General features: G+C 66.8%; 9 protein-coding genes. 4 read left to right on the forward strand and 5 right to left on the reverse strand.

The window, feature by feature from the left end:
• Positions 1 to 9: 9 nt before the first annotated feature.
• The 5 genes from Taqua_RS07975 to Taqua_RS07995 form a co-directional block, all read right to left on the reverse strand.
• Entirely contained in the window at positions 10 to 711 is a 702-nt protein-coding gene (locus tag Taqua_RS07975; RefSeq protein ID WP_132961939.1) for a succinate dehydrogenase iron-sulfur subunit, read from the reverse strand.
• Positions 712 to 742: 31 nt separating this feature from the next.
• Positions 743 to 2,551 (reverse strand): succinate dehydrogenase flavoprotein subunit, encoded by a 1,809-nt coding sequence (sdhA, locus tag Taqua_RS07980; RefSeq protein WP_144326175.1) that lies wholly within the window; start codon positions 2,549 to 2,551, stop codon positions 743 to 745.
• Positions 2,552 to 2,554: 3 nt separating this feature from the next.
• Entirely contained in the window at positions 2,555 to 2,920 is a 366-nt protein-coding gene (sdhD, locus tag Taqua_RS07985; protein WP_132961937.1) for a succinate dehydrogenase, hydrophobic membrane anchor protein, read from the reverse strand.
• A gap of 23 nt (positions 2,921 to 2,943) precedes the next feature.
• Positions 2,944 to 3,375: a succinate dehydrogenase, cytochrome b556 subunit gene (sdhC, locus tag Taqua_RS07990; protein WP_144326176.1), complete on the reverse strand. Its 432-nt coding sequence runs from the start codon at positions 3,373 to 3,375 to the stop codon at positions 2,944 to 2,946.
• 126 nt (positions 3,376 to 3,501) lie between these two features.
• The gene (locus tag Taqua_RS07995) at positions 3,502 to 4,305 is read right to left on the reverse strand and encodes a GntR family transcriptional regulator (protein ID WP_144326177.1); all 804 of its coding nucleotides are present in this window, start codon (positions 4,303 to 4,305) and stop codon (positions 3,502 to 3,504) included.
• Between the two features lie 143 nt (positions 4,306 to 4,448).
• On the opposite strand from Taqua_RS07995, the gene Taqua_RS08000 reads away from it, so the two are divergent.
• From Taqua_RS08000 to Taqua_RS08020, 4 genes are all read left to right on the forward strand, one after another.
• A complete protein-coding gene (locus Taqua_RS08000; protein ID WP_144326178.1) occupies positions 4,449 to 5,435 on the forward strand; it encodes a malate dehydrogenase in 987 nt (328 codons plus the stop codon).
• 16 nt (positions 5,436 to 5,451) lie between these two features.
• Positions 5,452 to 6,459 carry an HpcH/HpaI aldolase/citrate lyase family protein gene (locus tag Taqua_RS08005; RefSeq protein ID WP_144326179.1) on the forward strand — a complete coding sequence of 336 codons (1,008 nt, stop codon included), beginning with the start codon at positions 5,452 to 5,454 and terminating at the stop codon, positions 6,457 to 6,459.
• Positions 6,460 to 6,484: 25 nt separating this feature from the next.
• Positions 6,485 to 9,079, forward strand: coding sequence for a bifunctional aconitate hydratase 2/2-methylisocitrate dehydratase (gene acnB, locus Taqua_RS08010; protein WP_144326180.1), 2,595 nt, complete (start codon positions 6,485 to 6,487; stop codon positions 9,077 to 9,079).
• Between the two features lie 421 nt (positions 9,080 to 9,500).
• Positions 9,501 to 11,243, forward strand: a complete 1,743-nt coding sequence (locus Taqua_RS08020) for a type IIL restriction-modification enzyme MmeI (protein ID WP_221933928.1) — start codon at positions 9,501 to 9,503, stop codon at positions 11,241 to 11,243.
• Positions 11,244 to 11,344 lie beyond the last annotated feature (101 nt).

Here is an 11,344-nt window from a genome sequence, read left to right on the forward strand (position 1 = left end):
GGCAAGGTCTCAAACGGCGCGGCGCACCATCAGCTCCTTGATCTTGCCGATGGCCTTGGTCGGGTTGAGGCTCTTGGGGCACACGTCCACGCAGTTCATGATGGTGTGGCAACGGAACAGGCGGTACGGGTCTTCCAGGTTGTCCAGCCGCTCGGCGGTGGCCTGGTCGCGGCTGTCGGCGATGAAGCGGTACGCCTGCAGCAGGCCCGCCGGGCCGACGAACTTGTCCGGGTTCCACCAGAAGCTCGGGCAGCTGGTCGAGCAGCTCGCGCACAGGATGCACTCGTACAGGCCGTTGAGCTCCTCGCGCTCCTCGGGCGACTGCAGCCGCTCTTTTTCCGGCGGTGGCGTGTCGTTGATCAGGTACGGCTTGATCGAGTGGTACTGCTTGAAAAACAGCGTCATGTCCACGATCAGGTCGCGGATCACCGGCAGCCCCGGCAGCGGCTTGAGCACGATGGTGTCGGGCAGCGTGCGCAGGTTGGTCAGGCACGCCAAGCCGTTTTTGCCGTTGATGTTCATCGCGTCGGAGCCGCACACGCCCTCGCGGCAGGAACGCCGGAACGACAGCGTGGGATCGATCTCCTTGAGCTTGACCAAGGCGTCCAGCAGCATGCGCTCGGTGGTCAGCTCCACCTGCAGCGTCTGCATGTAAGGCTTGGCGTCCTTGTCCGGATCGTAGCGGTAGATTTTGAATGTGCGTGTGGCCATGTCGGTGGTCTCCGGCGTAGGGACGGCGGCGTCAGAACGTGCGCACCTTGGGCGGGATGGACGCCACGGTCAGCGGCTTGAGGTTGACCGGCTTGTACGCCAGGCGGTTGCCGTCGCTGAACCACAGCGTGTGCTTCATCCACTCCTTGTCGTTGCGGCCCAGCGGGCACTCGGGGTCGTCGGCCGGGCGCTCGTAGTCCTTGACGGTGTGGGCGCCGCGGCACTCCTTGCGCGCGGCGGCCGAGGTCATCGTCGCCTGCGCCACCTCGATCAGGTTTTCCACCTCCAGCGCCTCGATGCGCGCGGTGTTGAACACCTTGGAGGTGTCTTTCAGGCCGATGTGCGCGACGCGCTCGCGGATGGCGTTGATCTTGCGCACGCCTTCGTCCATGCTCGCCTGCGTGCGGAACACGCCCGCGTGCTGCTGCATCGTGGCGCGGATGTCGTTGGCGACGTTTTGCGCGTATTCGCCGTCACGGCAGCTTTCCAGCCGCGCCAGGCGGGCCAACGTGCGGTCGGCGGCGTCCTTCGGCAGCGGCTTGTGCTCGCGGCCACGGTCCAGGTTGGCCACGATGTGGTTGCCCGCGGCGCGACCAAACACCAGCAGGTCCAGCAGCGAGTTGGTGCCGAGCCGGTTGGCGCCGTGCACGCTGACGCACGAGCACTCGCCCACCGCGTACAGGCCGTTGACAATCTTCTGGCCGCCCTGGCCGTCCGGCACCACCACCTGGCCGTTGATGTTGGTGGGAATGCCGCCCATCTGGTAGTGGATCGTCGGCACCACGGGGATGGGCTCTTTGGTGATGTCGACGTTGGCGAAGTTGATGCCGATTTCGTACACCGAGGGCAGCCGCTTGTGGATGGTCTCGGGGCCCAGGTGGTCGAGCTTGAGCAGGATGTAGTCCTTGTTGGGACCGCAGCCGCGCCCTTCCTTGATCTCCTGGTCCATGCAGCGGCTGACAAAGTCGCGCGGTGCCAGGTCTTTCAGCGTCGGGGCGTAGCGCTCCATGAAGCGCTCGCCATTGGCGTTGAGCAGGATCGCGCCTTCGCCACGGCAGCCTTCGGTCAGCAGCACGCCGGCGCCAGCCACGCCGGTCGGGTGGAACTGCCAAAACTCCATGTCCTGCAGCGGGATGCCGGCGCGCGCCGCCATGCCCAGGCCATCGCCCGTGTTGATGAAGGCGTTGGTGCTGGCGGCGTAGATACGTCCGGCGCCGCCGGTGGCCAGCAGCGTGGCCTTGGCTTCCAGGATGTAGATGTCGCCGGTTTCCATCTCCAGCGCGGTCACGCCCACCACATCGCCATCGGCGTCACGGATCAGGTCCAGCGCCATCCACTCGACGAAAAACGTGGTGCGCGCAGCGACGTTTTGCTGGTACAGCGTGTGCAGCATCGCGTGGCCGGTGCGGTCGGCGGCGGCGCAGGCGCGCTGCACGGGCTTTTCGCCGTAGTTGGCGGTGTGGCCGCCAAAGGGGCGCTGGTAAATGGTGCCGTCCGGGTTGCGGTCGAACGGCATGCCCATGTGCTCCAGCTCGTACACCACTTTGGGCGCTTCGCGGCACATGAACTCGATGGCGTCCTGGTCACCGAGCCAGTCCGAACCCTTGACGGTGTCGTAGAAGTGGTAGTGCCAGTTGTCCTCGGACATGTTGCCCAGGCTGGCGCCGATGCCGCCTTGGGCCGCGACGGTGTGGCTGCGGGTGGGGAAAACCTTGGACAGCACCGCGACGTTGAGGCCGGCGCGCGCCAGCTGCAGCGAGGCGCGCATGCCCGAGCCGCCCGCGCCGACGATGACGACGTCGAAGCGACGACGGGGAAGGTTGGTGGTGACGACGGTCATGGCTTACAGCCTCCACAGCACTTGAAACGCCCAGCCCGTGCAACCGACCAGCCAGACGAGGGTGAACACATGCAGGGCCAGACGCAGCCCCACGGGCTTGATGTAATCCATCCAGATGTCGCGCACGCCGACCCAGGCGTGCCACGCCAGCGCGACGACCACCGCGAAGGTGAGGAATTTCATCCACGGCGCGGCGAAGATGCCGGCCCAGCCCTCGTAGCCCAGCGGCCCAGCGTGGACGACGACCTGCGCCAGCAGCACCAGCGTGAAGAGCGCCATCAGCACCGCCGTGATGCGTTGCACCAGCCAGTCGCGCAAACCGTAGTGCGCGCCGGTGACGACGCGCTTGGAGCCGTAGTTGACTGCCATTTGTCGTTACTCCGTCAGGGTGATCAGTACAGGCCGAACAGCTTGGCGCCCAGCAACGCGGTCAGCGCCAGGCTGACCACCAGCGTGGCGATGGCCGACGAGCGGCCAAACGCCTTGTCCACCTTGTGCGTGGCGTCCATGATCAGGTGACGCACGCCGGCGCAGAAGTGGTGCAGGTACGCCCAGATCAGCGCCAGCACCACCAGTTTGAGGAACCAACCGGGTACGAAACCAACGCCCGCGTCAAAAGCGGCGGTGAACGCACCGTACGACAGCTCCGACGACAGCGAGGCGTCCATCATCCACACCACGAACGGCAACAGCAGGAACATCAGCCCGCCGCTGGCGCGGTGCAGGATGGACACCCAGCCGGCCACCGGCAGCCGGTAGGTGGTGAGGTCTTTGAAGGCGTTGATGTTGCGAAACTCGGGCCGCGCAGGTCGCATGGGCGTCATGGGGGTTCTCCTGGGGTGGGGCCGCGCTCGCTGCCGTCAGCGCGCGACGCGCGGGCCGCGATCGTCGGTCAGTTCACTGACGGGAAACTGTCGGATTCTATTGCAATGCAACATGGCTGCAGTGCCTCAACTGAGTTCGTTGCGGTAGTGGTGCCGGTCGGTGCGGTACAGGCCGCGGCGCAGCTCCATCGGCACACCGTTGTAGGTGTAGGCGAGCCGCTCGACGCTGAGCAGCGGCGTGCCAGCCGGCACCGCCAGCCGCGTGGCGGCCGCCGGGCTGGCCGCCACGGCCTTGAGGCGCTCTTCGGCGCGCACCATGCGCACGCCAAATTCGCTCTCGAACAGCGCGTACATGGGGCCGGCGTAGGCGGTCAGCGTGTCCATCGTCAGCCCGCGAAAGGCCTGCCCAGGCAGCCACAGGTCTTCCAAAATCGTGGGCACGCCCCCCAAGCCCAGCACACGCGTGACCTGCACGACGGTTTCGCCGGCGCGCAGTTGCAACGCGGCGGCGACGTCGGCGCTGGCGCGCACGCGGCGGCAGGCCAGGATGTCGCGCGTGGCGGGGCCTTCGCTGGCGCGGTCGCCGTGGTCGGGGTGCAGGCGCAAAAAGCGGTACTGCACGTGCTGCTCGGCGTGGGTGGCGACGAACGTACCCTTGCCCTGCCGGCGCACCAGCAGGTTGTCGGCGGCCAGTTCGTCGATGGCCTTGCGCACCGTGCCCTGGCTGACCTTGTAGCGCGCCGCCAGCTCCTGTTCGCTCGGGATCAGGTCCCCCGGACGCCACTCGCCGGCTTGCAGGCTTTGCAGGATCAGCGCCTTGATTTGCTGGTACAGCGGGCTGAACGCGGGCGCGCCCACACCGCCACTGCCGGCGGGGGCATCGGCCGAGGCGCTGGGCACGCGCCGTGCGGGTGGACGTTCGATCGTCATGGTTAGCGGGACGGGCGCCAGGGGCGGAGCCCGTGTTGTTCAGGCGCAATCATATCTTATATAAGACATAAGACAAATTGACGCCTAGGGTTTACCAAGGTACACTCGGGGCCGTTGTACCCCACCTGTAACTGGAGAACCCCATGAGCAAAAAGCCTGTGCGCGTCGCCGTCACCGGTGCCGCTGGCCAGATCGGTTACGCGCTGCTGTTTCGCATCGCTTCGGGTGAGATGCTGGGCAAGGACCAGCCGGTGATCCTGCAGTTGCTGGAAATCCCCGATGAGAAGGCGCAAAAAGCCCTCAAGGGCGTGATGATGGAGCTGGAGGACTGCGCGTTCCCGTTGCTGGCCGGCATGGAAGCGCACAGCGACCCGATGACCGCGTTCAAGGACACCGACTACGCGCTGCTGGTGGGCGCGCGTCCGCGCGGCCCGGGCATGGAGCGCAAGGACCTGCTGTCGGCCAACGCGCAGATCTTCACCGCGCAGGGCAAGGCGCTCAACGCGGTGGCGTCGCGCAACGTCAAGGTGCTGGTGGTGGGCAACCCGGCCAACACCAACGCCTACATCGCGATGAAGTCGGCGCCTGACCTGCCGGCCAAGAACTTTACCGCCATGCTGCGGCTGGACCACAACCGGGCGCTGTCGCAAATCGCCGCCAAGACCGGCAAGCCGGTCTCCAGCATCGAAAAGCTGTGCGTGTGGGGCAACCACTCGCCCACCATGTACGCCGACTACCGCTTCGCCACCATCGAGGGCCAGTCGGTCAAGGCCATGATCAACGACGAAGACTGGTACCGCAACGTCTTCCTGCCCACGGTGGCTAAGCGCGGCGCGGCCATCATCGAGGCGCGGGGCCTGAGCTCGGCGGCGTCGGCGGCCAACGCCGCCATCGACCACATGCGTGACTGGGCCCTGGGCACCCAAGGCAAGTGGGTCACGATGGGCATCCCGTCGCAGGGCTGGTACGGCATCCCGAAGGACGTGATGTTTGGCTTCCCCGTCACCTGCGAGGGCGGCGAGTACGCCGTCGTCGAAGGTTTGCCGATCGACGAGTTCAGCCAGCAGTGCTTGAACAAAACGCTGGCCGAGCTGGAAGAAGAGCGCGCCGCCGTCGCGCACCTGCTCTGATGCCGGGGCCACGCCGATGACCACCGCCGCGGCGCCGCTGCATCCCGCCCACGTGCTGCTGGGCGCGTCGGCGGGTGCGGTCGCGCTGCCGGTGTGCGACCACTACGCCGGGGTCGAGGCGCGCATGCGCAAAAGCCTCGCGCTGCAGGCCGAGTGGGCGCAGCGCGACGGCGTGTGCGTCTTCGACGTCACGCTGGACTGCGAAGACGGCGCCCCGGTGGGGGGCGAGGCCGAGCACGCCGCGCTGGTGGTGGAGCTGGTGCGTGGGCTGGACTGGACCGCACCGGTGCCGCCGCGCGTGGGCGTGCGCGTGCACCCGGTGGACCACCCGGCCTTCGAAGCCGACGTGGCCACGATCGTCGGGGCGGTGGGCGCGCGCCTGACGCACCTGATGATCCCCAAGGTGGAGTCGGTGGCCGACGTCGAGCGTGCCGCCGCGGCGGTGGCCGCAGCCGGCGCCCCGGAGCTGCCGCTGCACACGCTGATCGAGTCGCCGCTGGCGGTGCATCGGGCGTTTGACATCGCCGCGCACCCGCGCGTGGCCTCGCTCAGCTTTGGGCTGATGGATTTTGTCTCGGCGCACGGTGGGGCCATCCCGGCTGAGGCCATGACGCTGCAGGGCCAATTCAGCCACCCGCTGGTGCGCCGCGCCAAGCTGGACATCGCCAGTGCCGCGCACGCGCACGGCAAGGTGCCGTCGCACTGCGTGGTGACCGAGTTTCGCGACCGCGCCGCGGTGGCCGCCGCCGCGCAGCGCGCCGCGCGCGAGTTTGGCTACACGCGCATGTGGAGCATCCACCCCGACCAGATCGAGCCGATCGTCACGGCGCTGCGCCCGCCGCTGGACGAGGTGCAGCGCGCCGCCGAGATCATCGAGCGCGCCGCCGCTGCGCAGTGGGCGCCGATCGCCTACCAGGGTCATTTGCACGACCGGGCTTCGTTCCGCTATTTTTGGCAGGTGCTGCAACGCGCGCACGCCACCGGCGTGGCATTGCCGCAGCCGGTGCGCGGCCTGCTTTCCTAATGCTTTTCCTGACTGGAGCACGACCATGCTGCAAGCCTACCGTCAACATGTGGCCGAGCGCGCCGCGCTGGGCATCCCGCCGCTGCCGCTGACCGCGCAGCAAACCGCCGAGCTGATCGAGCTGATCAAAAACCCGCCCGCCGGCGAAGACCCGCAGTTCCTGCTGGAGCTGCTGACCTACCGCGTGCCGCCGGGGGTGGACGACGCCGCCAAGGTCAAGGCCAGCTTCCTGGCCGCCGTGGCGCACGGCGACATCCAAGTGGGCCTCATCAGCAAGGCCAAGGCCACGGAGCTGCTGGGCACGATGGTGGGCGGCTACAACGTCAAGCCGCTGATCGACCTGCTGGATGACCCCGAAGTGGCGCCGGTGGCGGCCGAGGGTTTGAAAAAGACCCTGCTGATGTTCGACGCCTTCCATGACGTGGCCGACAAGGTGCAAGCCGGCAACGCGTACGCCAAGGCCGTCATGCAAAGCTGGGCCGATGCCGAGTGGTTCCTGTCGCGCCCCGAAGTGCCGCGCAAGATCACGGTGACGGCGTTCAAGGTCCCCGGCGAGACCAACACCGACGACCTGTCGCCCGCACCGGACGCCTGGAGCCGCCCGGACATCCCGCTGCACGCGCTGGCGATGCTCAAAAACAAGCGCCCCGACGCGCCGTTCGAGCCGGACGAAGACGGTAAACGGGGCCCCATCAGCGTGCTGCAAAAGCTCAAGGAAAAAGGCCACCTCGTCGCCTACGTGGGCGATGTCGTGGGCACCGGCTCCAGCCGCAAGTCCGCCACCAACAGCGTCATCTGGTGGACCGGTGAAGACATCCCCTACGTGCCCAACAAGCGCTTCGGTGGCGTGACGCTGGGCGGCAAGATCGCGCCGATCTTTTTCAACACGCAAGAAGACTCCGGCGCACTGCCCATCGAGGTGGACGTCAGCAAGATCGAGTTCGGTGACGTCATCGACATTTATCCCTACGACGGCAAGATCGAGAAGAACGGCGAAGTCATCGCCACCTTCCAGCTCAAGAGCGAGGTGCTGCTGGACGAGGTGCGCGCGGGTGGCCGCATCAACCTCATCATCGGCCGCGGTCTGACCGGCAAGGCGCGCGAATTTTTGCGTCTGCCGCCGTCGACGGTGTTTCGTCTGCCCAAGGCGCCTGTGGACTCGGGCAAGGGCTACACGCTGGCGCAAAAAATCGTCGGGCGCGCCTGCGGCTTGCCGGAAGGCAAGGGCATCCGCCCGGGCACGTACTGCGAGCCCAAGATGACCACCGTCGGCAGCCAGGACACCACCGGCCCGATGACGCGCGACGAGCTCAAGGACCTGGCCTGCCTGGGCTTCAGCGCCGACCTGGTCTTGCAATCGTTCTGCCACACGGCCGCGTACCCCAAGCCGGTGGACGTGAAGATGCACCGCGAGCTGCCCGCCTTCATCAGCAGCCGCGGCGGCGTCAGCCTGCGCCCGGGCGACGGCGTCATCCACTCGTGGCTCAACCGCATGCTGCTGCCTGACACGGTGGGCACGGGCGGCGACTCGCACACGCGCTTCCCGATTGGTATCAGCTTCCCGGCCGGCTCGGGCCTGGTGGCGTTTGCCGCGGCCACCGGCGTCATGCCGCTGGACATGCCGGAGTCGGTGCTGGTGCGCTTCAAGGGTCAGATGCAGCCGGGCATCACACTGCGCGACCTGGTGCACGCCATCCCCTACTACGCGATCAAGCAGGGGCTGCTGACAGTCGAGAAAAAAGGCAAAAAGAACGTCTTCTCGGGCCGCATCCTCGAAATCGAAGGTTTGCCTGACCTCAAGGTCGAGCAGGCGTTCGAGTTGTCCGACGCCTCGGCCGAGCGCTCGGCGGCCGGTTGCACGATCAAGCTCAACAAGGAACCGATCATCGAGTACCTGCAGAGCAACATCGTGCTGCTGAAGTGGATGATCGCCAACGGCTACCAGGACGCGCGCACGCTGGCGCGCCGCATCAAGGCCATGGAGGCGTGGTTGGCCAACCCGCAGCTGCTCGAGGCCGACCCCGACGCCGAGTACGCCGCGGTCATCGAAATCGATCTCAACGAGATCAAGGAGCCGATCCTGTGCTGCCCCAACGACCCGGACGACGCGCGTCCGCTGTCCGAGGTGGCCGGCACCAAGATCGACGAGGCCTTCATCGGCTCGTGCATGACCAACATCGGCCACTTCCGCGCCGCGGCCAAGCTGCTGCAGGGTCAGCGTGACATTCCGGTGCGCCTGTGGGTGGCGCCGCCGACCAAGATGGACCAAAACGAGCTCATCAAGGAAGGCTACTACGCCACCTTCGGCACCGCCGGCGCGCGCACCGAAATACCCGGCTGTAGCCTGTGCATGGGCAACCAGGCCCAGGTGCGCGAAGGCGCCACCGTTGTGTCCACCAGCACGCGCAACTTCCCCAACCGGCTGGGGCGCAACACCAACGTGTTCCTGGCCTCGGCGGAGCTGGCCGCCATCGCCTCGCGCCTGGGCCGCCTGCCTACGGTCGAGGAGTACATGACGGAAATGGGCGTCATCAACCAAAAGGCCGACGAGGTGTACCGCTACATGAACTTTGACCAGATCGACGAGTACATCGAGACGGCCAAGGATGTGACGGTCTGACGCCCGGCGCTCGCTCCAGCCACTACTAAGGCCCCCTCAAGGGGGCTTTTTTGTTGCGCTGACAGCTCCGCGCTACCCAGACCAGGGGTCCAGCGTCTCGACCGTGCGTAAGTGAGAAATAGGCGACAAGAAGCCCAGTGGCCCCTCGCAAAAGCTGCTCGATCTCATCGAACGTAAAGGGCTGGAGGCGGTTCTCTGAAGTCACCGTGCTCTCCAGCCATCGCGTCGATGGGCACGCGCCAAAAAAGCCCTACAAAACTGGTCCGACGATGACCGGCATTTGTGCCTATCTCATGCAGGTTTGCCGTGACCCGATAACGTTGGACGGCGCACGCGGCCAACGCGGTCGGCTTGGTACCATCGATGCCAGCGCCGCCGCTGGCGCGTACAAGCTGTCACACGGTTTCGGCAGACCAACCTTATGCACCTTGACATCGAAGCCTTCATCACCCGCTGGAGCGCGGCCTCGGGCAGCGAGCGCGCCAACTACCAGCTCTTTCTTACCGAGCTGTGCGAGCTGCTCGACCTGCCGCGCCCCGAGCCTGCCTCGGAGGACACGCGCGACAACGCCTACGTCTTCGAGCGGCGGGTGGAGATTCACCACCCCGACGGCAGCAGCACGCGCGGTTTCATCGACCTCTACCGGCGCGGCTGCTTTGTGCTGGAGGCCAAGCAGACCGGCAAGGAGCTGGATACCGACGGCTGGGACCGCGCCATGCTGCGCGCCCAGGCGCAGGCCGACCAGTACGCCCGCGCCCTGCCCGCGAGCGAGGGCCGTCCGCCGTTCATCGTCGTGGTGGACGTGGGCCGCTCCATCGAGCTGTACGCCGAATTCACCCGCTCAGGCTCCACCTACGTCCCCTATCCCGACCCGGCGCACCACCGCATCCGCCTGCATGATCTGCGCGATCCGGCCATCCGCGAGCGCCTGCGCCTGCTCTGGCTCGACCCGCTCAAGCTCGACCCCAGCCGCGAGGCCGCGCGCGTCACGCGCGCCATTGCCGACCAGCTCGCGCGTCTGGCCAAATCGCTGGAAGCCGCCGGACATGCCCCGCAGCGCGTCGCCCACTTCCTCATGCGCGCCCTGTTCACCATGTTTGCCGAAGACGTGGGCCTGTTGCCGGAGCGGGGCTTCACCAGCCTGCTGGAGAATCTGCAAGACAAACCGGCCACCTTCGCCCCCGCGCTGGAGGCCCTGTGGCAGACCATGAACCACGGCGGCTTCGACCCGCGCCTGTTGGAACGCATCCGCCGCTTCAACGGCGGCCTGTTCGCCGAACCGGACGTCATCCCTTTGGATCGCGACCAGATCGGCCTGCTGCTGCAAGCCTCCCGCGCCGACTGGCGCTTTGTCGAACCGGCCATCTTCGGCACCCTGCTCGAACGCGCCCTTGACCCCAAAGAGCGCCACAAACTCGGCGCCCACTACATCCCGCGCGCCTATGTCGAGCGCCTGGTCATGCCCACCCTCATCGAACCCCTGCGCCGCGAGTGGCAAAACGTGCAGGTCGCCGCCGAGGCCTGGCGCGCGCAAGGCAAACCGGACAAGGCCATCGCCGAGGTGCGCGCCTTTCACCACCAGCTCTGCCACACCCGCGTGCTCGACCCCGCCTGCGGCTCCGGCAACTTCCTGTACGTGGCCCTCGAACACATGAAGCGCCTGGAAGGCGAGGTGCTCAACCTGCTGGCCGATTTGGGCGACACCCAGGGCCTGCTTGAGATGGCCGGCGTCACCGTGGACCCGCATCAGTTTTTGGGGCTGGAGATCAACCCGCGCGCCGCCGCCATTGCCGAGATGGTGCTCTGGATCGGCTACCTGCAATGGCACTACCGCATCCACAAAAACCTCGATGGCCTGCCCGACCCGGTACTGCGCGACTTCCACAACATCCAGCACCGCGACGCCCTGATCGAGCATGACGGCGTGGAGTTTGTCACCGACGAAGCCGGTCGCCCGCTCACCCGCTGGGATGGCACAAGCTACAAACCCAGCCCCGTCACCGGCGAGCTGATCCCCGACGAAACCGCCCGCGTGCCCATCGAGCGCTACCGCAACCCGCGCAAGGCGCAATGGCCGGAGGCCGACTACATCATTGGCAACCCGCCGTTTATCGGCGCTGCCACCATGCGCCGTGCGCTAGGGCCTGTTAACACTACGTGCTAACATACTGCGCATGGAACTTACGCCTGCGCAATTCGCGCGTATCGAGGATTGCCTGCCGCGGCAGCGGGGCAATGTGTCGCTGGACAACCTTCAAGTGCTCA

The organism is Tepidimonas aquatica (assembly GCF_007556585.1).
GTDB lineage: Bacteria > Pseudomonadota > Gammaproteobacteria > Burkholderiales > Burkholderiaceae_C > Tepidimonas > Tepidimonas aquatica.

Coding starts and splice junctions, on each gene's coding strand:
- Taqua_RS07975 (WP_132961939.1), bottom strand. CDS start 711: ATGGCCACACGCACATTCAAAATCTACCGCTACGATCCGGACAAGGAC.
- sdhA (WP_144326175.1), bottom strand. CDS start 2,551: ATGACCGTCGTCACCACCAACCTTCCCCGTCGTCGCTTCGACGTCGTC.
- sdhD (WP_132961937.1), bottom strand. CDS start 2,920: ATGGCAGTCAACTACGGCTCCAAGCGCGTCGTCACCGGCGCGCACTAC.
- sdhC (WP_144326176.1), bottom strand. CDS start 3,375: ATGACGCCCATGCGACCTGCGCGGCCCGAGTTTCGCAACATCAACGCC.
- Taqua_RS07995 (WP_144326177.1), bottom strand. CDS start 4,305: ATGACGATCGAACGTCCACCCGCACGGCGCGTGCCCAGCGCCTCGGCC.
- Taqua_RS08000 (WP_144326178.1), top strand. CDS start 4,449: ATGAGCAAAAAGCCTGTGCGCGTCGCCGTCACCGGTGCCGCTGGCCAG.
- Taqua_RS08005 (WP_144326179.1), top strand. CDS start 5,452: ATGACCACCGCCGCGGCGCCGCTGCATCCCGCCCACGTGCTGCTGGGC.
- acnB (WP_144326180.1), top strand. CDS start 6,485: ATGCTGCAAGCCTACCGTCAACATGTGGCCGAGCGCGCCGCGCTGGGC.
- Taqua_RS08020 (WP_221933928.1), top strand. CDS start 9,501: ATGCACCTTGACATCGAAGCCTTCATCACCCGCTGGAGCGCGGCCTCG.